Here is a 21,779-nt window from a genome sequence, read left to right on the forward strand (position 1 = left end):
GCTCCTCATGTGTGTTAGCGGCCCTCGCGGGCTAGGGTTCGCAGATTTTGTACAACCCGAGACTTATGATCATTAACACGAACCCAATAAAGATCAGCCTGCCGGAAACAAGCACGCGACGCTTGAGCTGCCAGGGAAAGTTTTGCACTTGCGCTGCATCGAGCTGGCCTCGGCGAATATGTTTGTGGGGGGAGGCCAGCAAGCCACTTATCATTCCGACCAGTACCCAACGTGACAACAGGCTTGAAGTCCCCCAAACGCGAATCTGCTGCTCAAGCCAAGTGCTGCTTTGCAGCGCTGAAAGCGATCTTTCGAAATCTCGGCCATTTGCGATGCACGCATTCATCACGATCCCAGTCATCATGATGATCCATGGGCCCAGGATCAGTACCATCTGCACTTCCAGGGGCCAGGAACGAGGGTCAATAATCATGGGCCTGTCCAGTTGTAAAATAGTTCTCCAGCAAGATCGCCCGATGTGTTGCCAATCATGCTTCCCACATAAGTGCCCATGCCTACCAGGACTATGCCGCAAACGGCGCCGCCGTGCGGTCCGATGCCTACGCACACCGAAGCGGCGGCCCGGCCGCCTGCGTATGCTCCAGCCAGCCCGCCTCCAAGCCCGCCAGTGAAGCTGCCGGTCTCGGTAAAGCGGATTTTCCTGCATTCTTCTGTCGCTCCAGCGCGACATGCTGCCTGCACGTTTAACCAGGATGCCGTTCCACCCAGCCCGACTCCGACATAACCACCATATTTGAGATACTTCGCCGTCTTTGCCACCTGTTCCAGATGCGTAGCATAGCCAGGAATCTGTCCAGCTCCACCGGTGCGGCTCCAGTGGTGCACCAGGCTTCGGGTCGAAATTCCCAGGCTCTTGCGCAACCGTTCGTGGTCTCCAAGATTGAGTTGCTTGTTGAGAAAAATGCTCTTCAACTGCGCATCAAGCTGCTGGAAGAGCGCGCGTCGGGCGTTGAAGAATGCCGGGCTGTTTAACCTGCCACTGCGACTGAATTCGCGCTGGTGCAACTGTTCGATACTGCGCAGTGTACCGTCGACCTGTCTTAACCCCTTCTCCAGCATATCTTTGCCGATGCCCATCGACAGACTTGCTGTGCCCAGCATGCCGGCGATTTCGGGCAGGTTGCGCATCATGAAGTCTGCTTCCTGGGAAGTGAGCGTTGCCAGGCTTTCGCGTACCTGAGTTGCTGAATTCATCAGTTGGGCTTCTTCGCGAGTACAGGCATTGTCGATGCTCGGGTCGCCAATGACGAAGATCTCACCTGCCTTGAAGCCGCTGGCAAAGGTCGGGTTGAGCCGCTGTAGCCGGGCGATCAATTGCGGTCCATGTGCCGTAGTCAGCGAAGCCACTACCTGACCGCCAGTCATGCTGCGCGGCACGATGTAGAAGCCGGGCTGCAGCAATTCTGAGGAAGACATTATCGAGTGAGCTGGGGAAGGTGTTGAGGGTGGCATCCTTGTCATGCGCAGGTTCCTTGGGCAATGAGGGCCGGAACCTAGCACTAACGATAGCGGCGAAACGAACCGGTGGGCGGATTCGGAAAGATCCCACGGTGAAGGGAGATTCGGATTGGCGGGCGTACGATGAGACCGGTACAGCCAGCACTTCAGGTGCTGGCCGAATTACGACCGCTTCGCGCTCGATCGCGGGTCAAGCCCGCTCCCACAGGATTGGTGCGAGCCCGCACCTGCAGCATCAGTAACCGGTCATCTCCAGATAGCCCTTGCCGCTCACACTGCCATTAAAGCGCACCGGCCCTTCCCAGTACGGAAAACGCGTCGACATCCACGCTTTGGGCTCCAGTGCATCGACCTGGACATCCACCCCGTGCGCCGGCACTTGCACACGCCAGCGGGTTGGCAGCTTGTGGCCGTTGTCCTGCTTGCTCCAGGCCAGTTCCTGCAGCTGGATCTGCGCACCCTGCAGAGCCTGGGCGTTGCCTTCGGCGCTGATCCAGGTGCCTGCGCGGTAGGGCGCGCCCTGGGCTTCGCGCACGCGAAACAGCATCAGTTTGGCGCCGCTGTCCAGGTGCAGGGAGAACCAGTCCCAGCCCGACTGCCCAGCCGCCAGGGGTTGGCTGCTCCATTCGCGGTCGAGCCAGGCGTTGCCGGTCACCGCCACGCGCTGGCCGTTGCGTTCGACCTCGCCGCTGACCTGGTAGAACGGCTGGCTGTAATAGTACGAGGCCTGGCCCTTGCCGGATTTTTCGCTGTAGCCCCGAGCGCCGTGCAGCACCAGCGGGCCGTTGCTGATCAGCTTGAGGGTGTAGCTGAAACCCTTGCCATTGGCGCTCATTTGCAGGCGCCCGATGTCGTCGCTGCCTTGTAGCGACCAATCGTTGATCCAGGCGCGAAACGGCTGGGGCTCGACGCCCGCCTGGCCGATGCCGCCGCGCGCCAGGGTTTCGGCGTATTGATGGCCGCCGGGGCCGGTGAGCGCGGCGTGGCCCATCCACAGGTTGGGGCTGTTCCAGCCGGTGGTTTCGGTGCCTGGGCGCAGGGCCGAGCGGAACAGCGTCCACTGCGCGCCCCAGTCGCGGCCCTGGGCGTCCTTGAGGTTGGCGGTGACGTACCACCATTCGATGCGAAAGCCGGTGTGCGGCCCGTGATCGAGGGGGAACAGCAGCGGATGATCGCGGGTTACCGGGGTGAAGGCCGCAGCGTCCTGGCCCAACCCGGCAAAGCCTTTGGCAGCAGGTGTGGGCTGGTCGCAGCCGCCCAGCAGCAACAGGCCGATCATCAGGCAAAGGTCAGGTTTCATCGGCAAACTGCCTCAACAGTTCGCTGGGTTGGCTCCGCGCCAGTTGCCACAAGGGCCAGGCGCTGGCCAGCAGGCTGGTCAACAGGCCCAGCAGCGCCAGCTGTAGCAGTTGCGCGGCAAACACATGCAGCGGCAGGCGCCAGCCGAAAGCCTGAACATTCACCACCGCCACCAGGCACCAGGCCAGCAACAGCCCGAGAGGGATCGCCAGCAGCACCGTCAGGCTGCTCAGCATCAGGGTTTGCCCCAGCGACAACCCTACCAGCTGCGTGCGCCGCACACCCAGGGCCCACAGCGGCGCCAACTGGCCCAGGCGGCTCTGGCTCAAGGTCAGCAAGCTGATGAACAGGGCGATACCCGCCACCCCCAGGGTCAGGCTGTTGAGGGCGGTGGTGGCGGCGAAAGTGCGGCTGAAGATTTCAGTGGACCAGCGTTTCAAGCTGGCTTGCTCGACCACGCGGCTGTCGTCCAGGGCGAAGCGTTGTTGCAATTTGTCTTTGAACGTGGCGATGTGCTCGGGCGCAAGATTGAGGCTGATGGTGCTCAGCGTCGCCTGCGGCAGGTGCCCACGCAGCCAGTCGGCATTGACCAGCAGGTGGCCCTTGGGGTTGCCATAGTCGGCATAGATGCCCACCACAGCCATGGTTTGATTGGCCAATTGCAGGTTGTCGCCCAGCTGCACGCCCAGGCGCCGGGCCAGTTGCTCGCTGAGCATCAGCGCATTGCCGCTGGCCAGTTGCGCCCAGGCCTGCGGGCTTTGCTCTAGCAATGGCCAGCGCGCGGGGTAGGCGGGGTGATCGATGATGCCCTGGACCTGCACCGGCCACTGCTGCACGCGTATTTCGGCACGCCAACTGGGCAGCAACGTGGTGATTGCCGGTTGCTCGGCGAGCCAGTCAGTGAGTTGCAGGGCCTGAGTCGTGTCCTGCGGTGTGAGGTACAAGTCGGCAGAGAGGCGCTGGTCGAGCCAGCCGCTGAAGGTCTTGCGAAAGCCCTCGGTCATGCTGCCGACGCCGACGCTGGCGGCCAATGCCAGCAGCAGCGCCATCAGCGCCAGGCTCAGTGCCGGAAGCTGCTGACGGCTGTCGGCGACAAACCACTCGGCCAGCGCCCCGCGACACCCGCGTGCCAGCCAGGCCAGCGCGCCGTCGAGCAGGGCGGGCAGCAACAAGGCCGCCGCCAGCAACAGCGCTGCCAGCAGGATCAAGGCACTGGCCAAGCTGTTGCCCCATTGCCAGCAAGCGAGCGCGACCACCAGCAACAGCCCGGCGACCGCTGCCTGACGGCGCAGCCACGGCCCCTGGGCCATGCGCCAGGCCTGCGGCTGGGCCAGGGCCAGCAGCGGCAAACGGGCGGCGCGCAACACGCTGCCGGCTCCGGCCAGCAAGGCACCGAGCACGCTCACGGCGATGCCCGCCAGCCACCACCCGGCTGGCAGGCTCAGTTGCCCGGCCACCTGGGCGCCGTACAGGCCGCGCAAACTGGCGGCGATATCGGGCAGCAACAGCGCGGCCAGCCCATAGCCGCTGGCGGCCCCGGCCAGGCCGCCGAGTACGGCGAAAACTCCCAGTTCCAGGCTCAGGCCGAGCAACAGGGTGTTCAGGCTGATGCCACAGGCACGCAGGTTGCGAATCAGCCCGCGGCGCTGTTCCAGGGCCAGGCCGATGGCGGCGTGGGCGATGAACAGGCCGACGACGAACGCCAGCAGGCCCAGCGCCGTGAGGTTGAGGTGAAAGCTGTCGGTCAGGCGCTGCAGGTCGCCGTCATCGCTGGGCGCTTGCAGGGTCAGGCGCGCGGCGATGTCTGCGGGCAAGGGCCTGGCGTTATCATTCAAAAGCAGTCGCGACAGCTGCCCGGGCGCTTGCAGCAAGGTTTGCGCATGGCCGATATCCACCACGATCACCCCTGGTGCCAACTGCGGCTGCACAACAAACGGCGGCAGTACCTGGCCGTCGCTGGTGGTTGCTTGCCCGCTGGCATTCAGAGGCAGTTGCCGCAGGGTATCGGGGCCGATCCAGGCTTGCCCGGGCTCGCCAATGAATGCCTGCACATCGAAGCCTTGCAACGGCGTGCCGGCGACGGTCATTGTCGTGGGCAGGCTCAGCGGCTCGATACCGATCAGCCGTACCGTCAGCGCTTGTTCCCCGGCAAAGCGCAAGCGACCTTCGAGCAGCGGCGACACCTGCCAGCCGAGCCTGCGCAGTTGCAGGTACAGCGCTTGCTCGAAACGCTCACTGTTGCCGGCTATCAGCTGCGCCTGGGTGGGCCCGGTCAGCACTGCGCTGGCGCGGGCGTAGTCGGCCCGCGCCTGGCTGTTGAGCGCCTGCACCCCGGTCCATAGCGCAGTGGCCAGCCACAACCCGGTAAAGATGCTGAAGAACTGCAAACGGTGGCGCCGCCAGTGGCTCAGCAGCGCCTGCAGGGCAATCAGCAGCGGGCCCATCAGTGCGCCTCGACCTGCACACGCCCGGCGTGCAGCACGCAGCGCTGCTCAAGGCGCGCTGCCAGGCGCGGGCTGTGGGTCACCATCAACAGGCTGCTGGCAGCCTCGGCGACCAGTTGCAGCATCAACGCCAGCACTTCATCACTGCTGCGCTCGTCGAGGCTGCCGGTGGGCTCATCAGCCAGCACCAGCGCCGGGCGAGCGGCCAGCGCCCGACCGATGGCGACCCGCTGCTGCTGGCCGCCGGAGAGTTGCTCGGGGTAGCGCTGCAACAGGCTGGCCAGACCCAGGCGGGCAGCCAGGTAGTCCAGCCATTGGCGGTCAAACCGCGCCGCCAGCCTGGCCTGAAAGGCAAGATTGGCCGCCACATCGAGGCTGCTGATCAGGTTGTACTGCTGGAACACCAGGCCGATGCCTTGCCGGCGCCAGAGCGCCAGGGCTGATTCCGAACGGGCGTCCAGCGCCTGGCCATCGATCAGGATGCGCCCACTATCGGCGCGATCGAGACCGGCGACCAGGTGCAGCAAGGTGCTTTTGCCGCTGCCGGACTCACCCATCAATGCCAGGCAGCTGCCCTGGCCCAGGCGCAAGTCGACGCCCTGCAATACCGGCAGCAGGCCTTGGGCAGTGCTGAACGACTTGTGCAACTGTTCGATGACCAGCATGGGGCGGGTTCTATCCTCAGCTGTTTTTAGCGCTCGCCAAAAAATACGCCACCAGTGCATTGGCATGGCCATGGCCCAAGCCATGCTCGGCCTTGAGCCAGCTGACGATCTCCATGTGCTTCTTGCCGCTGACCGTGCCGATCAGCTCCAGCCAGTGGTTGACGGGCTGGCCGTAAGTCTTCTCGATGGAGGGGAAGTACGACGCGGGTCCTTTTACTTTTGTTTGTTCGCTCATGGCGTATGGGTCCTTTCAGATGGGTGGGATGCGCTTCAATCTTTAGGCTCGGCTATCAACAACAATGATTGCGGCAGCGGGCTTTGCGGATGCTGCGGCTCCTGCACGGCGACCAGCTTGAAACCCGCCATGTCCAGTGCAGTGAACCAGCTGGACAAAGTGCGCAGGTACCAGGGCATGGGCTGCCACTGGCCGGCAAAGCTGGCAAAGGTTTCTTGCCGCCAACCGTCCTGATAGTTGCCGCCCGCGGCCGCCCACGGGTGCAGGGTCTGGATCACCAGGGCGCCGCCAGCGGCGAGCAGGGCGTTCATGGCGCCGAGCAGGGGGATGATGTCCTGGTGCAACAGGGCGAAGTTGGCGCAGACCAGCGAGTAGTCGCGGCCGATATCAACCTGTGCGTCTGCCAGCGCTTCATAGCTGGCCAGATACACCAGGGCCGTCCCCGCTGCCCGCGCCGCCTCGACCAGGGTCGGGTCGCCGTCCACCCCCACCGCGTCGATGCCGCGCTTGGCCAGTGCGCGCAACAGCCAGCCTTCGCCACAGCCCAGGTCGAGCACGCGTTCGGGCTGGCGGCCGAGCACCGCCAGCAGAATCGCCTGGTCGGTGACTTGCTGGCGGCTTTCGATGGCGCCGCTGCGAACGGCTTCAATCCACGCTTGGGCGTTGTCTTGCCAGCTTTGCAACAGCTCGTTTTCGGGGGCAGGCATTGCGCTCTCCATTCAACATTACCAGCGCTGGCAAGGCCAGCATGCACAGCTGCAGTCTAGGCAAATGAGCCGGTGCGCACCTCCCCGTCAAGCACATAACGGGCAATCAGCACTCCACCTGGCGTGCTGCTCGAATCGGCCAAGGTAAAGGACGCCGCTTGCGCCTGGTCATCGAACAGGCGCTTGCCACGGCCGAGGATGATCGGGTGAATCAACAGCCGCAGTTCATCCACCAGGCCCGCCGCCAGCAATTGCCGCACCAGCTCGCCGCTGCCCTGGGTCAACAAGGTGTCGCCGTCCTGCTGTTTGAGGGTACGAATAGCCCCGGCTAGCTCACCCACCAGGGCATGGCTGTTGTGCCAGTCGAGGGTCTCGGGGTGGTGGGTGGCGACATGCTTGGGCACACGGTTGAACAGGTCGGCGATGAACTGATCCGCAGAGTCGGTCTGGTGCGGCCAATAGCCGGCAAAAATGTCGTAGGTGCGCCGCCCCAGCAGCAGTTCGAACGGCTGCGAGAACAGCGTCTGCATGGCCTCGCCGAAGGCCTGGTCGGCAAATGGCACGACCCAGCCGCCGTAGCCAAAACCGCCGCTGGTGTCTTCTTGCGGCCCGCCCGGGGCCTGGATTACGCCGTCGAGGCTGGTGAAGGCGGCAACGATGAGCTTGCGCATGAGTGGCTCCTGATGGGGCTGCAGGCGGAACTGCCTGACACTAGTCGAACCGGCGCCGGCGAAATCGACAGCGCTTCGATCATCTGTGTACTATCGCCCCCAAGCTAATGCTGCCCGCCGTTCGCGCCCACACGGCCTCGGCTTCAGGAGAAAAACGATGATTTCAACCGAGCAAGCCAAGCAGACGGCAATCCGCTTCGACAAGCCCATTCCCATCCTGCGCAGCTTCGACGAAGCCAAGGCCCGCGAGTTCTACCTGGATTTCCTCGGTTTCAGCGTTGAGTTCGAGCACCGCTTCGAAGCTGACCTGCCGCTGTACCTGGGCATCAGCCGTGACGGCCTGCAACTGCACCTGTCCGAACATCATGGCGATGCCAGCCCGGGGGCGACGATCTTCGTGCCCACGCACAACATCGAGCAACTGCGCGACGAACTGCAGGCCAAGCGTTATGGCTATGGACGCCCGGATATCGTCGAGCAGGGCTGGGGTAAAGTGCTGGAAGTCTACGACCCGTTTGGCAACCGGATACGCTTCTGCCAGAGCTGATAGAACGGCATTGAGCCGCGATCAACTGCGGATAAAGGCCAGCAGGTCGGCATTGATGATGTCGGCATGGGTGGTAGGCATGCCGTGAGGGAACCCTTTGTAGGTTTTCAGCGTGCCGTTGCCGAGCAGTTTCGCCGACAGCGGCCCGGAGTTGTCGTAGGGCACGATCTGGTCATCATCGCCGTGCATCACCAGCACCGGTACCGTGACCTTCTTCAGGTCCTCGGTGAAATCGGTCTGCGAGAAGGCGACGATACCGTCGTAGTGGGCCTTGGCGCTGCCCATCATGCCCTGGCGCCACCAATTGAGGATCACCCCTTGCGACGGCTTAGCGCCCGGACGGTTGTAGCCGTAAAACGGCCCGGAAGGGATGTCGTGGTAGAACTGGGCGCGGTTGGCCGCCAGTTGCGCCTGCAGGTCGTCGAATACTGATTTTGGCAGGCCGCCGGGGTTGCTGGCGGTCTGTACCATCAGCGGCGGAACCGCGGCGAGAAGGGCGGCCTTGGCCACCCGCTCCTGGCCATGGCGGGCGATATAATGGATGACTTCGCCACCGCCGGTCGAATGCCCGACATGCACGGCCTTTTGAACACCCAGGTGCTTGACCAGCGCCGCCACGTCATCGGCGTAATGGTCCATGTCGTGGCCATCCCAGACCTGGCTGGAGCGCCCATGGCCACGGCGGTCGTGGGCGACGACCCGATAACCCTGGGCCAGGAAGAACAACATCTGCGTATCCCAGTCGTCGCTGCAGAGCGGCCAGCCGTGGTGAAAGAAAATCACCTCGGCGTCACGCGGGCCCCAGTCTTTGTAGAAGATCTCAACGCCATCGTTAGTGGTCACGAATGCCATGTTCGCTGCTCCTCTGAGGTGTGGGCGAACCATGAGCATAGGAGATCAGGCTGGAACGTGATTGAAGCCTTCGACAAACGCCGCAATTTGCCGGCTACCGCACAAATGCACCACCGGTACCTGCGGCCCGATGGCTTCACGTACCCTTTCAATCCCCGGGCGATAACCGCGATCGAAGGTCCAGACGAATTTCAGGAAGGTCAGAAACGCCCGGTCCAGCTTTTCGCTGCAGCCGTCGGCGAGGTCAGGGCGCGGGCGGTTCAGCACGCTGCGCTTGATCACCCGCATCAAGCAGGTCAGGCGCGGCGTATCCAGCCAGATCACCAGGTCAGCCTGCGGCAGGCGCAGGTCGAAGGTGCGCCGCGCATAGTTGCCTTCACACACCCAGGCGTCCTGCGACACTGCCTCGCGCACGCGCGAGCGGAACTGCTCGGCATCCGGCTCGACCCAGCCGGGCTCCCAGAACAACCTGTCCAGGTGCACCACCGGCAGGCCCAGTTGCTTGCCCAGGGCGCGGGCGAGGGTGGACTTGCCGCTGCCGGCGTTGCCCAGAATTACGATCCGTTGCATGAGGGACTGCCTTGTCGGAAAAAAGCCGGCGATTGTGCAGGTTTTGTCGAGGCAGTGAAAGCGTACCGGTAGGGGTTTTGCAGCTATCGGCAGACTAATTGACCGGCGCAGCGGGAATCAGATCGTCTTCAATCCACTGGGCAAGCCGGTGCCGGTTGATAGCGCGCGCCATGTGCGCCAGATAGGCCAACTCTGCAGTGCCGAGGGTCAATCCGTGGGACAGGAGTAGCGCCAGACCCTCAAGCGCATCGTGCTCTTGCTCCATGCAAATGACCGTTTGCCGGGCCGGGGTGAGGCCGTTGTTGGCGACCGATGAAAGGCTTGCACCACACTCGATCAAGCGCTTGGCGCGGTCCGCCCGACCGAACTTGAGCAGCGTCGAGAGTACGGTGAAGCCATCGTCGCTCGCTGCATCGACACTGTTGTTGCTGCTGTACCAGGCCAGCACCCATTCGAACACAGGGTCTTCACTGTCCAATGACACCCGGTGCAGCAGGTTATTGCCGCCAAGGCTGTTTTTTTGTAGAAAATCAACGCCATTGGCCGCAAGAAATTCCAGCGCCTGAATGTTTTCAGCCACATAGAACAGAACAGGAGTGCCGTTATAGGATTCGCGGTTCTTGATCGGTGCAAGCAGGCGCTGCATTGCCCTGTTGTCGCCATTGGCCAAGGCGTCAGCGGCTTCAAACAAATCGATTATCAACGCTTCATTAGTCATCGCGGGCTCTGGGTCGAAAAATTGCGGACAAGACCGGCCCCTGGCGATTACCCTGGTGTGCAGAACACCCGCTGGCGCTGGCCTGATCATGCACTTTGCATGATGGGCATGTTCGCAACGTGCTGCAACCTATTGAATTTATAGCCATTGCCCTTTCAACCGGTTTGGCACAGGGCGTGCACCCGTTGTAGTGAACATTCGATGTTCCTCACGGGAGCTCTACAACAATGATTACAACATCAGAAACCCACTCCACCTCCATCGTCGAAGCGCAAAGCCGCTCCGGCGTGTCATGGGCGGCTATATTTGCCGGCGCGGCGGGCGCCGCGGCGTTGTCGTTGATACTGGTTTTGCTCGGTATCGGGCTGGGCTTCTCGGCAGTTTCGCCGTGGGTTGGCGACGGCATGAGCGCCAAGGGCCTGGGTATCTCGACGATTGTCTGGCTGGCGCTGACGCAGATCATCGCCTCTGGCCTGGGGGGGTACCTGGCGGGCCGTCTGCGGGTCAAATGGGCGAGCGTGCATGGCGATGAGGTGTACTTTCGCGATACCGCCCACGGCTTTCTGGCCTGGGCCGTTGCCACGCTGGTCACGGCAACGCTGGTGGTCGGTTCGGTCAGCAGTATCGTCGCTGGCGGCGTGCAGGCGGGGGCTCAGGTCGCCGCCGGTGCTGCAGGTGGCGTTACTGCGGCAGCGGCGGCTGCCAGCGGTTCCCAGGGTAGCGACCCCTATGGTTATTTCGTCGATACCCTGTTCCGTGGCGATGGCACGGTGGCGGTCAACGAAGATGCTGCACAAGTAGCGGTGACCCGGATCATGGCGCGCGCGTTGAGCAACGGCGGGCAACTGAGCGGCGAAGACCGCCAGTACCTGGCGCAACTGGTCAGCCAGCGCACCAACCTTGCGCCGGCCCAGGCCGAGCAGCGAGTCGACCAGGTCTTCGCCCAGGCGCGCCAGGCAGTGGACGACGCCAAAAAGGCTGCCCGTGAAGCGGCTGATGCCGCCAGCAAGGCGGCTGCGCTGTCGGCATTGTGGATGTTCATTGCCTTGCTGTGCGGGGCGTTCTTCGCCAGCCTCGCCGCCACTTACGGCGGCCGTCGTCGCGATGCCGTGGTGCTGGTCGATGACTACGTCAGTGCCCAAGTCCGTTGAACCGAGGAGAACTACCATGCGTTCACTACTGTTGTTCATGCTGGGTGTACCGATTCCGGTGATCATCCTGATCGCCCTGTTCATGCATTGATTGCCTGGCGAAGTCGGCGGCCTTGCCGCCGACTCGTGCCATCCCTCAAAAAAACTGCACTCACCCCTCAGTTTTTTGAATTACCACCCGCCAGCCCAACCCCGGCAAAATCCCCGCCCACGCAACACCCAAAAATTCCATCTCCACGGACGGAGCCCATTGGTATTGCCCCCTCGCAATACTCAGCCCAGCCAATTTGGCCGGGCTTTTTTTACTGCCCAGGTGCCCGATCTATCCATGTCTCTGCGCGCTCTGAACAACGGCTTCAACCGGCTGCTGCCGGCCCCTCTGAACATCCCCCCAAAAGAATGGCTACGCGCAGGCGTTGGCGCACTGCTCGGTCTGTTTCTCGCAGGACTGGCCTGCAGCCTGGCCTTTGGCCCGACAGTGGCGCTGCACCTGCTCGGGCCGCTGGCGGCCTCGGCGGTGCTGCTGTTTGCCGTGCACTCCGGGGCGCTGGCGCAGCCCTGGCCGTTTGTTGGCAGCTATGCCAGCGCCACCGCGGTGGGCCTGGTGCTGCATCACTGCTTTGGTTCGGCCTTGTGGGTCGCGGCGTTGGCCCTGGGCGTGGCGATTTTGCTCATGTGCCTGCTGCGCTGCCTGCACCCGCCGGGTGGCGGCGTGGCGGTGAGCGTGGTGCTGGCCGACTCGTCGCTGGCGGCGATGGGCGACCAGGTGTTCGAACCGATCATGCTCAATGCCCTGGTGCTGGTGGCCGTGGCGGTGATCTACAACCGCCTGACCGGCGTGCGCTACCCGAAGACCGCCGCAGCGCGCAAAGACCTGCACCACACCGCCGACGTGCTGCCAGGTGAACGGGTCGGCGTCAGTGGTGAAGACCTCGACCAGGCGCTGGAAGAGCTCGGCGAGTTCGTCGACGTCACCCGCGACGAACTCGAACGCATCATCATGGCCACCGAGCAACACGCGCTCAAACGCAGCCTGGGCGGCATTACCGCCGCCTCGGTGATGTCCCGGGACGTGCAACTGGCGACCCCGCAAACCACCTTGCAACAGGCCTGGCAGTTGCTGTCGAGCCACCATCTGCACACCTTGCCGGTACTCGATGACGCCCGGCGCCTGGTGGGGATAGTCAGCCTCACCGACCTGATCGGCCCGGCCATGGCCCAGGGGCGGTTCAGCTGGCGCGCATTGCTCGGGCGCCGGCCCAAGGTGCTGCTGGAACAGATCATGAGCCGGCCGGTGATTACCGTGTGCAGCGACGAGCCGGCGGTGGCGCTGATTCCGTTGCTCAGCGAGCAGGGGCTGCATTGCTTGCCGGTATTGGACGGCGAAGCGCTGGTGGGGGTGATTACCCAGACCGATCTGATTGCCGGGCTCAAGCGGCAGTTGTTGAGTGAGGTTGGGTTGCTCGGCAAGGACCGCGCGCTCGGATAGTGCGTCGCGTATCAGCGGGGGCCTGCCGTTGGCTTCAAGGCGCTGTCCTCGATTCCAGGTCCATGTCTTCAGGCCACTTCACCTTGGGCGCGAGGCGGCGAGCGAGATTGAAGGTGACCTTTTCGTTGTTCCAGTCCTGGGGTGGGCGAGTGAAGGCAGGGAGCGCCTGCGGTCCCTGCTGCATGAACAACTGAGCCAGGGCCCAGTACATTTCACCCTGCTGGATGCCGTGGGCGAAATGAAAGCGATCGATGACCTTGTTGGTGCCGGGGCTGACCACGGCGAGGGTGACTGTTTCGATGAAGCCGCCAGTGCCCATGGGGCCGTACACGCTACAGGCCTCAGCGCGCAAATCGTCCCAGTTGTAAGCTTCAACCCGTACCCCCCAGGCGCTGCGGCTGAACGGTCGGCGTCCGTCATGAAAGAAGCGGTAGACGTAGACTTTGCGGCGGAGACGGTTGAAGCGGATTGGCTCGTCTCGAGGGGCTTCTACTTCCATTCGCCAGTAATATAGTCCTCCCCAATAACCTATTGTAACTATCAATGGCTCAATTAGAAGTAGTTGAATGTTGTGAAGAGGTGCGTGTTTGAGCGTAACTATAGTAATAAAGCTTAGGTAGGCTGTAGAGGTTGTAAAGAACATTATCGCAATCCATACGCAAATGCCGCGTACCCTGAAGGTCGATCGAGAGAGTTCCAAGTATGTATCGTCAACATGGTTTGGGGGATTTGGCAGCACCCAGGGGGCGGTACTTCTGTAGGCAAGTCGTTAGGTGCGGGAAGGTCATACTTCCAGTGAGGTGCAGGCTTGTTCAGTAATGGCGATTTAGGAAGTCTCACGGCGCCGACCTTGACTCAAGGTCCATGTCTTCTGGCCACTTCACCTTGGGCGCCAGGCGTCGGGCGAGATTGAAGGTGACCTTTTCGTTGTTCCAGTCGCGGGGCGGGCGAGGGAAGTGGGGTAATGCCTGCGGACCTTGCTGCATGAATAGTTGGGCCATGGCCCAGTACATTTCGCCTTGTAGAATGTCACAGGAAAACGGGAAGCGATCTAATACCTCGTTTGTACCTGGCTTAAGAACACTAATTGTTATGTTCTCTACTCTGGCTGTTCCAGGAACATAGCCTCTACAGGCTTCTGCGTGGAGGTCATCCCAATCGTATGCTACCGGGAGTACCCCCCAGGCAACTCGGCTAAAAGGAAGAAGACCATTATGGAAAAAACGGTATACATAGACTTTGCGACGGAGGCGGTTGAACCGAATAGGTTCGTCTCGGGGGCTTCGGTGTCCATTCTCCAGATATAAGCGACTAGCCACAATCCAATGAGCGTAATTCCTAGTTCTGATATATATAAAATTGGAGGTAGGGCGGTGGGGGCACTAAAGCTGATAAGGACAAAAAAATAAGCCTGTGCAATTGTTGTTGCAGCCATACACGCTGCACACCAAAGCCCGATTCCACGAATCCACGCCGCGGAGCTGGCAAGTTCCAGATATATGTCATTTACGTGATTTGGCGAATTCGCCAGCAATAGAGGGGAAGGCTCCATCGTTGGTGGCTGGTTCGGACGTGGCAGGTCGTACTTGCGCCCTGGAGCGGGGTTGTCGAGAAAGGGTGCACTATATTTCATAGAGTAGTTCCAGAGGTTTTAATGGAATTGAATGGTGGTTGGCATGGGGGTGAAATTAAGGTTGTGGTTAAGTTGTTTTGTTAAGGACTGCTGCTTGTCGTTATTTCTGCGTAAGCGTTTATGTCGTCCGTGTTCGGCCAGTAGCTTAATGATAGAGTGGCGTATTTGATATCGCTTATCGTGATGTCCAGCAAAATTGAATCTTGGAATGTTTTTAGTGAATTCGCCTGATTGTCGATTAGTTCGATATTGTCGGCTTGGTTGGTTGGCTTTAAAATTTCGGTATTAATGTTTGGCCCTTGGGAAAGGTTATGAGATGTTTGAAGGCGATAGTGGCTTTGTGCTAAAATCTCATCGCTTTGCGATCCGCTATGTCGGTAGACTATAAGCTTCCATTTATAGGCTGATTTGGCTGGGTCGTAGTAAGGTAGGGTGATTCGGTAGTCTAAACGTTGCTCTTCAATTGGTGAGCCAGCGCTGGACAATGGACCGTCCAAGTTGTGAGGGGTCATTCCCGTGATGCGTCGCTTGAAGTTTAAGCCGGTGTCAATACCTAAAATAACTGCATTGAGTTCAGTTATCGCGGTATGGGCATTGTCAGGGGAGTTCCAATGAATGGGTGGCGTTTCGTTACCGTAGCCGAAGTAGCTACGTTTCGCCCATTGCTGAATTGGGCTCGACTCTTCCCCTTCTGCCCATTTATGAACCCCGTACGCTAGCAATGCCAACGCCACCGCAATTCCAAGTGGGCCCCATAGTGCCGCTGCACCCGAGGCTGCAGTATAGGTACCTAAGCCAGCACCGAGGCTCGAAAGAACCATTGAGAATGCATGTCCAGTAGTGGCTTTACTATCGCCGTTGCGCCGAGTTCGGGCGACTGCGATTCCTGCTTGTGCGGCGTCGTAAAATCCTGATACCGAACCAATAACCGCGCCAGACCTCGCAAGAATGGAGCCGGTGTATCCCGTCGCTTTGGTTGCCGCTGTCCCGCTACCAGAATGTGCGCTGAGTTTACTTACCTGCTCCGCTCCTTTCCCCAACGCAATCCCTACCATCTCGATCCCACCCCCCAGCACCCCCAGGCTGCTTCCATACAGCGCCAACCTGGCTTCCATGGACTTCTCGCCAATCACCCGGTCGACTTCCTCAAGATTCTTTTTCATCGCATCGCCAAGCAGGTAAAGGCCACCCAATGCCAGCAGAAGCTCGCCGCTGCCAGCCGCGCCACGCAAACCGCTGAAGCCCGTACGTACCCAGGTGGCGGTTTGGTGCGCAGGAATTTGCAGACCCTGGAGCAGTTTTCGCGCGTGGGGGTCGAGGGTACCGATGCCCGCGGCGATGCTGCCAAGGGCGGCGTGGGCGCCTTTGCCCAGTTGTTCTGCACCGAGGTTGGCAGTGCGCATCAGCGAGGCCTGTAGTTGCGCAATCTCGCTTGCCTTGGCGTTTACCCAGATGCTAATGGTCACCGTCAGCGCTGCAATCCTGGGGTCCAGTACCGCCATGCTCAGCAGCCCGTTGAGGATGATCGGGCGGACCGCTGTGCGAACCTGGCGGGCTTCGTGGTCCACTTCTCCCAATTTGTCTTTGAGGTTGTTGATGGCGCGGTCGCTGGTATCGGCTGCCTTGCGTTGCAGTTCACGCAGGTGTTCACACTGCAGGGCGTAGTACTCGCTGAGCTTCATCTGCACCTTGAGCTCGGTCAGGTGAATGCCGTTGTGCAGCAGTTGAATGGCGCTGTTTAGCCGGGAAACAGCTCGCTCGACACCTGGCCCGAGCGCAGGCTGCAGGCGTGCGCTGGCGGCATTGAGGGCGCCCAGCAGTTGGGCCATGGCGTCTTGCACAGACGTGCGCAGCAACTGCATCGACTCGTCGCTGGCCAGTATCTTGCTCAGTGCAGCGTAGAGTTTTTCGCTGTCGTTCCAGTCGGTATCGGTGCTGGCCTTGAAGCTCGGCAGCAGCTCGGCCAGCAGTTGCCTGTCACGCCGCAGCAGCGCGCGGTAGACGGGGCTCTGCGGGTTGCGCAGCCAGGTGTCCCAGAGCATCGCCGTAGGCCCCGAGTCGGCGCCGGCACTGGCTGTTACCGGGGCCTCGCTGATCCCGCCACTCAGGCACAGCGCCATGGTCTGGCTGTAGGCCTGGCCCGAGGCAAAATCGGCACCGTCGTAATCGTGCTGTTCGCAGCATAAAAAGGCCGGCGTGCGGCAGGCCCCGGCGTAGGCTCGGCCGGCACCGTCGATGATGCGCTGGAAGCTTGCCAACTGCTGGTCATAGCGCTGCTGGAACTCAGCGCGTTGCTGCTCGTTGTAACGCTCTTCCAATCGTCTGGTGTGCTCGAGGGCGCGCTCGTTGACCAGCCTTTCGCGCACCCGTTGGGGATCGGCAAACACCGGTGGGCCATCGCCGGTGAGCGGGTCGGGGGTGGCTGGCGTTTGCTGTTGCGCCCAGTCGCGATGCATGGCGCGGATCGCCAGCAGCAGTTGCGAGGTCTGCTGTTGATAGGCCCGGTCCGGGGTGTTCATCCACTGTTGACGGTGTCCAATCCAGCCGTTGCGAATCCTGTTGAGTTCCTGCACCAGGCCGATGCTGTCGTCCAGTTCCAGGGCCAGCACGCCGTGTGGCAGATCATGATGGGCGATGGCGTTGCGCAGGTAGCCTCGCAACGCGGTCAGGCGCCCGGCTCGAGTGTAAAAACCATGCACGCTATCAAAGCTTGGACTGGGCTGCTGTCGGTACTCGTAGACTTTGTTGTCCACCTGCAGGTTTTCGGCCGTCATGGCCCAGCCGACGCTGGCCGGATCGTTGCGTGCTGTGCCCAGGTCAAGCGCTAGAAAACGCTCGGGAAAACGCCCGCTCTTGTAGGCGGCGAGGACGCTGGCGGGCCACGGATCGCTGGCAAAGGCCAGCCACGCCATGGTGTATTTTTGCGTGTCGATGTTCAGGAACGCCGCTGGGCAGTCATGCCCGGCCGCGATGCAGCTATCGGCCAACGGTGTCTCGTTGGTGGCCGCAGGCTGGTAGGGGTTGAACTGACGCAGGTAACCGTCGGGCGTGACCTGATAGGCCTGCCAGACCTGGCGGTCGAGCAGCACGTATAGGTAACCTGCCCGCAGGGTGCGCCAACCCATGCGGGTATTGTCGTCAGGCAGGGGGTATTCATGGGCCAGGCGCGGCACCACGGCCTTGCGCAGCGGCAGGATGGGCATGCCCTGACGCTGGCAGACTGTGCATTGGTCGTTGTTGACCAGGCATTCGGTGGTGGCGATGGCGAGTTGCGAAGTCAGGCTCAAGGGTATGCTCCTGCATGGCTCAGGTCGGTGACAATCCGTTGCCAGCTGTTGTCGTTGCAAGGGGCGAGCAGGGTACTGAGCGATGCTGTTCCTCGAGCCGCCTGGTCGATCAGTGCACGGACGCGGGCGTGCTCATGCAGCCGCAGATCCAGCAACAGGCAGTGCATGGCCAGGGTGATGATGTCGTGATGGTTTTTCAGGCCCAACTGACGGGCCTGGTGTATCTGGTAATGGGCCTTGGCAGCGGCATGGGGCGGCAGTGTTGTTGCACCTGTCCAGCGCGCCGGCGCGAACGTCAGCGGCAGGCTGAGGGCGCGTCGCCAGGTGGCAAGTAAGGTTGACACCAGCACCACCTCCTGCTGCACCTCGCCAGCGAGTGGACGAGGTACGACACTCGCGTGCGGATGGCTACTGATGACGCTGCTGGCACCGCTGGACATCGGAAACAGCCAGTGTTGAATCGGCCACCAGAATCCCTGTTCCGCCTGCTTCAACGTGCCGGCCAGCAATTCCAGGCGCAACGGTTCATACACCGGAAAGAACTGTGTGCCCTGTGCCATGGGCAGATGCCCGAGCGCGATCAGGTGCGCACTGAATGCAGCGGTGGTGACGCTGCTGCTGAGCCAGCCGCAGACGTAGCGTCGGGAGCGCGTGGCGTCCTCGTTTACACGCTGTGCCGAGAGTGACAGCAGACGCTCCGAAGGCCGGGCGCCGGGGCTGGCCAGGGTCACCAGCACCGGGCAGGCGTGCGGCGTGTGCTCAAGGTCCGGACGCCACACGCGGGTGAGGGCGTCGTCGCCCAGTGTCTGGCGCAGCGCCTCGATATGCAGGGGATCGTCCGAGGCACAGTCAGCCAACGGGTCGAGCAGCAGGTACAGCGTTGCTTCGGGCGTGTAGATCTCATCAACGAACTTCTGCACAAGCGCCGGCGTCATCGGTTTTTCTCCACACAGGTTTGCCCTGCCTCGGGCGAGAGCTGCAGGGAAAAGGGCTGTGCGCTGCCCGGCGCAGTCATTTGCACCGGCCCCTGTAGGGTAATGGCCAGGCCATTGAGGTGAATGCCCTGGGCATCGATCGTCAGGCTGCCGCCAGGGCCCTGAATGACCAGGCGCTCGCTGGCTTGCAGCTGGTAGGTTGTGGTGGTGCGCTGCATGCCCTGGCCGGCGCTCAGGTGATGCTGGCCGTGGGTGAGGTGCTCGCTGTGGCCGCCGACTTCGGTGCGATGGTTGGCAGTGGTGGCGTCAAAACGGTCATTGCCGACGCGCTCCCAGCGGTCATTGCCGATGCTGATCTCATGGTTCTGGCCAATGTTCAGCGAGCGGTTCAGGCCTATGTCCTGGGACTGGTTGTGACCGATGGAGAGGGTTTCATCGTTGCCCACCGTCTCACTGCGATCATTGCCAACAAACACCCCATTGTTGTGTTTGATATGAACGTTCTTGTCCTTCTGGGCATGGATGAACACCTCTTCCTGCCCCAGCTCATCCTCAAAGCGCAGCTCGTTGAAGCCCTGGCCCTTGTGGCTGCGGCTTTTGATGGTCATGCGCGTTTTGTGCTTGGGCAGTTGATACGGCGGCAGGTTGGTTTCGCGGTAGGCGCGGCCGGTGGCGATGGGCTGGTCGGGGTCGCCGTCCAGGTAGCTGATGATCAGTTCCTGGCCGACCCGGGGGATGGCCATGGCGCCCCAGGTGGCGCCGGCCCAGCCCTGGGCGACGCGGATCCAGCAGGAGCTGTGGTCGTCCTGGTGGCTGTCGCGGTCCCAGGGGAAGCTGACTTTGACCCGGCCCCATTCGTCGCAGTAGATCTCTTCGCCGGGCGGGCCGACCACGCTGGCGATCTGCGGGCCGTCGATGCGCGGCTTGGGCCGTAGCGGCGCTTTCCAGTCGGCGTCCCAGCGGATGGCGCTGGCGCTGAGCCGGTAGGCGGTGCCGCTGTCGCTGGCGAAGGCCTCTTCGAGCAGGCTGCTGTGCTGCGTGCCGTGGTGCTCGATGGCGATGGTGCGCCAGCGGTCGTTGAAGTCCTCGCGCGGGTGGTCGTTGAGGTCGAAGGCCAGGCCCGGCTGCAGACGCGCGTCATCGCCTTCCATGTGGGCCAGGCGGGCGTCGCTGCGCAACGCGGTCAGGCGGGTTTTGGTGAAGGGCTTGCCGCTGGCGTCGCGCTTGTAGCGGCCGGGGTAGTCGTAGCGTTCGTAGTCGCTGTGCTGGTGGTCGAGGTCGCTGGCGCCGACGGCGTTGTGCTGCAGGTTGTAATAGGGGTGGGTGAAGGTGTAGTCGCGCTGCACCTGGCGCGCGCTGCGCACCTGTTCGGTGTAGTGAAAGCGCTGCAGGGCCGGCTCGGCGCTGTCGCCGCCGGCCAGCGGCTGGTAGAGCACCGGGCAGTGCTCGTGGGTGCCGATGGTGCCCAGGCCGCCGACGCGGTCGGTGAGCCACAGGGTATGGCCGTCGGCACGGTGCTCGAAGCTGTACAGCAGGCCTTCTTCGGCGGCCAGGCGGGCGATGAAGTCGAGGTCGCTTTCGCCGGCCTGGACGCAGTACTCGCGCGGCGGATGGTCGAAGCACAGGTAGGTTTTGACCTCGCTCAGGCGCTGGGCCTCGAGCACCGCGAGGATGATCTCGGGCACGCTCTGGCCCTGGAACATGCGCCAGTTCGAGCGCAGGCCGGCGCGCGCCAGGCTGGGTTCGAGCACGGCGCGGTAGCGGGTGCGGCGAAAGCCGGTGTCGCCCTGGCTGAACAGGCTGACCAGGCCGTGCACGTAGCGCACCGGGGTGTCGCCCCGCCACAGGGTGAACAGCGCGGCCAGGTCGAGCACGCGGTTGAAGTCGACAGCCGGGTCGTGGCTGGCCAGCTCCAGGCTCAGGCGAAAGGGCTGGGACAGGCCTTCCTCGAGGTGGAATTCGACCACTTCGAAGGCGTCGCCCTGCAGGGGCTCGAAGGTGAAGCGCAGGTCGCTTTGGCGGGGCATGGGGGCTCTCTTGACTAGACCGGCAGATGACGGGATGCCATGCGGGCAGCCCCGGGAAATCTAGGCAGGTGCTAGCTCACGCCTCAAGGGATGAGCTGCAATCAAGAGAGGTCCTACGGCGTCCTTCGCCTTTGTCTGTCAGATGTGTCGGACAGATACCGCTGATTCAGATCACCGGATCCCAGCGCTGTGACCAGTCGCTCTCACCGGCGACCACTTCGCGCAGCACCCTGAACGCCTGCTGCAGCGCCTCGCTGTCGCGCTCGCGGGCATACACCAGGTAGGTGGGGTAGGTGAACTCCGGTGCTTGCGGCACGCGTTCGAATACGCCGCTGTCCAGGTAGGCCTGCACCACGCGGGTACGGAAGTAGCCGCTGCCGCCGTGTTCAAGGATGTACTGCAGCGCCAGCGGCCCGAGGTTGAAGCTCAGCGCCGGGCGCGCGCATTCGGGCAGGGCGGCGTCGTGACGGCGGCGAAAGGCCTGGCCCCAGTCGATGTACACGTAAGGCTCGGGTTTGTCCTTGCGGCGGATGCGGATGAGCTTTTCTTCCATCAGTTGCTCCACCTGCAGGCCCGGGCCGTAGGTGGGCTGGTAGACCAGCACGGCGTCGAGCACGCCCATTTCCACCTTGTGCAGCAACGACTCGCCATCGCTGACTTCGCTGCGAATGGCGTGGCCGGGCATTTCCCGGTGCAGGGCGCTGACCCAGCCAAGCACCATGGGGTTGCCGAGGCTGACTTCGCCGCCGATGTGCAACACCTGGTGGCAGCCTTCGGGCAACGGCAGGTCGCGGCGCGCGGCCTCCCAGGTTTGCACCAGCTGATTGGCATACACCACGAAGGCCTCGCCGTCGGCGGTGAGGCTGGCGCCGCTGCGGCTGCGAATGAACAGCTGGCAGGCGAGCTGCTGTTCGAGCTTTTGTACCCGCGCGGTGATAGCCGTCTGGGTGACGTGCAGGCGCTCGGCGGCGGACACCAGGCTGCCGGTGCGGACGATTTCCAGAAAGGTGCGGGCGAGCTCGATATCCATGGGGCAGCCTGGTGTTTGCGGTGGCCTATTCTAGTGGCTT

18 protein-coding genes and 2 pseudogenes are annotated in these 21,779 nt (G+C 62.4%); 3 read left to right on the top strand and 17 right to left on the bottom strand.

Features of this window, described 5'->3' with window-relative positions:
* Positions 1–31: 31 nt before the first annotated feature.
* The 8 genes from LOY54_RS10980 to LOY54_RS11015 all read right to left on the bottom strand — a co-directional run bounded on the left by LOY54_RS10980 (position 32) and on the right by LOY54_RS11015 (position 7,500).
* The gene (locus LOY54_RS10980) at positions 32–433 is read right to left on the bottom strand and encodes a hypothetical protein (RefSeq protein WP_258597446.1); all 402 of its coding nucleotides are present in this window, start codon (positions 431–433) and stop codon (positions 32–34) included.
* Complete coding sequence (locus tag LOY54_RS10985) at positions 430–1,437, bottom strand: hypothetical protein (RefSeq protein WP_258610388.1); 1,008 nt, start codon at positions 1,435–1,437, stop codon at positions 430–432. Before LOY54_RS10985 ends, LOY54_RS10980 begins: the two co-directional genes overlap by 4 nt.
* A 277-nt stretch (positions 1,438–1,714) precedes the next feature.
* Positions 1,715–2,779 (bottom strand): lipocalin-like domain-containing protein, encoded by a 1,065-nt coding sequence (locus LOY54_RS10990; RefSeq protein WP_258610389.1) that lies wholly within the window; start codon positions 2,777–2,779, stop codon positions 1,715–1,717.
* Positions 2,769–5,222, bottom strand: a complete 2,454-nt coding sequence (locus LOY54_RS10995; RefSeq protein WP_258610390.1) for an ABC transporter permease — start codon at positions 5,220–5,222, stop codon at positions 2,769–2,771. Before LOY54_RS10995 ends, LOY54_RS10990 begins: the two co-directional genes overlap by 11 nt.
* A complete protein-coding gene (locus LOY54_RS11000; protein ID WP_258610391.1) occupies positions 5,222–5,887 on the bottom strand; it encodes an ABC transporter ATP-binding protein in 666 nt (221 codons plus the stop codon). Before LOY54_RS11000 ends, LOY54_RS10995 begins: the two co-directional genes overlap by 1 nt.
* Positions 5,888–5,903: 16 nt before the next feature.
* The gene (locus tag LOY54_RS11005; protein ID WP_195883754.1) at positions 5,904–6,122 is read right to left on the bottom strand and encodes a DUF4287 domain-containing protein; all 219 of its coding nucleotides are present in this window, start codon (positions 6,120–6,122) and stop codon (positions 5,904–5,906) included.
* A gap of 35 nt (positions 6,123–6,157) precedes the next feature.
* Positions 6,158–6,829, bottom strand: coding sequence for a bifunctional 2-polyprenyl-6-hydroxyphenol methylase/3-demethylubiquinol 3-O-methyltransferase UbiG (locus tag LOY54_RS11010; RefSeq protein WP_258610392.1), 672 nt, complete (start codon positions 6,827–6,829; stop codon positions 6,158–6,160).
* Positions 6,830–6,885: 56 nt separating this feature from the next.
* Entirely contained in the window at positions 6,886–7,500 is a 615-nt protein-coding gene (locus LOY54_RS11015) for a dihydrofolate reductase family protein (RefSeq protein ID WP_195883756.1), read from the bottom strand.
* A gap of 187 nt (positions 7,501–7,687) precedes the next feature.
* On the opposite strand from LOY54_RS11015, the pseudogene LOY54_RS11020 reads away from it, so the two are divergent.
* Positions 7,688–8,047, top strand: a pseudogene (locus tag LOY54_RS11020) (glyoxalase superfamily protein); the annotation flags it as partial.
* Positions 8,048–8,068: 21 nt separating this feature from the next.
* Here LOY54_RS11020 and LOY54_RS11025 read toward each other — a convergent pair.
* From LOY54_RS11025 to LOY54_RS11035, 3 genes are all read right to left on the bottom strand, one after another.
* Complete coding sequence (locus LOY54_RS11025; RefSeq protein WP_123567646.1) at positions 8,069–8,899, bottom strand: alpha/beta fold hydrolase; 831 nt, start codon at positions 8,897–8,899, stop codon at positions 8,069–8,071.
* Positions 8,900–8,944: 45 nt separating this feature from the next.
* Complete coding sequence (locus tag LOY54_RS11030) at positions 8,945–9,469, bottom strand: AAA family ATPase (protein ID WP_258610393.1); 525 nt, start codon at positions 9,467–9,469, stop codon at positions 8,945–8,947.
* Between the two features lie 94 nt (positions 9,470–9,563).
* Entirely contained in the window at positions 9,564–10,187 is a 624-nt protein-coding gene (locus LOY54_RS11035; RefSeq protein ID WP_258610394.1) for a hypothetical protein, read from the bottom strand.
* Between the two features lie 227 nt (positions 10,188–10,414).
* On the opposite strand from LOY54_RS11035, the gene LOY54_RS11040 reads away from it, so the two are divergent.
* Positions 10,415–11,338 carry a hypothetical protein gene (locus LOY54_RS11040; protein ID WP_258610395.1) on the top strand — a complete coding sequence of 308 codons (924 nt, stop codon included), beginning with the start codon at positions 10,415–10,417 and terminating at the stop codon, positions 11,336–11,338.
* A gap of 324 nt (positions 11,339–11,662) precedes the next feature.
* Positions 11,663–12,827, top strand: a pseudogene (locus LOY54_RS11045) (HPP family protein).
* A 34-nt stretch (positions 12,828–12,861) separates the two neighbouring features.
* On the opposite strand, the gene LOY54_RS11050 reads toward LOY54_RS11045, so the two are convergent.
* From LOY54_RS11050 to LOY54_RS11075, 6 genes are all read right to left on the bottom strand, one after another.
* The gene (locus tag LOY54_RS11050) at positions 12,862–13,470 is read right to left on the bottom strand and encodes a DUF6708 domain-containing protein (RefSeq protein WP_408980573.1); all 609 of its coding nucleotides are present in this window, start codon (positions 13,468–13,470) and stop codon (positions 12,862–12,864) included.
* A 193-nt stretch (positions 13,471–13,663) separates the two neighbouring features.
* A complete protein-coding gene (locus tag LOY54_RS11055; protein ID WP_309475666.1) occupies positions 13,664–14,146 on the bottom strand; it encodes a DUF6708 domain-containing protein in 483 nt (160 codons plus the stop codon).
* 394 nt (positions 14,147–14,540) lie between these two features.
* Complete coding sequence (locus LOY54_RS11060; protein WP_258610398.1) at positions 14,541–17,747, bottom strand: T6SS effector BTH_I2691 family protein; 3,207 nt, start codon at positions 17,745–17,747, stop codon at positions 14,541–14,543.
* A complete protein-coding gene (locus LOY54_RS11065; protein ID WP_258607089.1) occupies positions 17,744–18,682 on the bottom strand; it encodes a hypothetical protein in 939 nt (312 codons plus the stop codon). The genes LOY54_RS11060 and LOY54_RS11065 overlap by 4 nt, the downstream gene beginning before the upstream one ends.
* Positions 18,679–20,709, bottom strand: a complete 2,031-nt coding sequence (locus LOY54_RS11070) for a type VI secretion system Vgr family protein (RefSeq protein ID WP_258610399.1) — start codon at positions 20,707–20,709, stop codon at positions 18,679–18,681. The genes LOY54_RS11065 and LOY54_RS11070 overlap by 4 nt, the downstream gene beginning before the upstream one ends.
* 166 nt (positions 20,710–20,875) lie before the next feature.
* Positions 20,876–21,739 (bottom strand): LysR family transcriptional regulator, encoded by an 864-nt coding sequence (locus tag LOY54_RS11075; protein ID WP_045196624.1) that lies wholly within the window; start codon positions 21,737–21,739, stop codon positions 20,876–20,878.
* Positions 21,740–21,779: the final 40 nt, after the last annotated feature.

The organism is Pseudomonas sp. B21-032, assembly GCF_024748965.1.
Taxonomy (GTDB): Bacteria; Pseudomonadota; Gammaproteobacteria; order Pseudomonadales; family Pseudomonadaceae; genus Aquipseudomonas.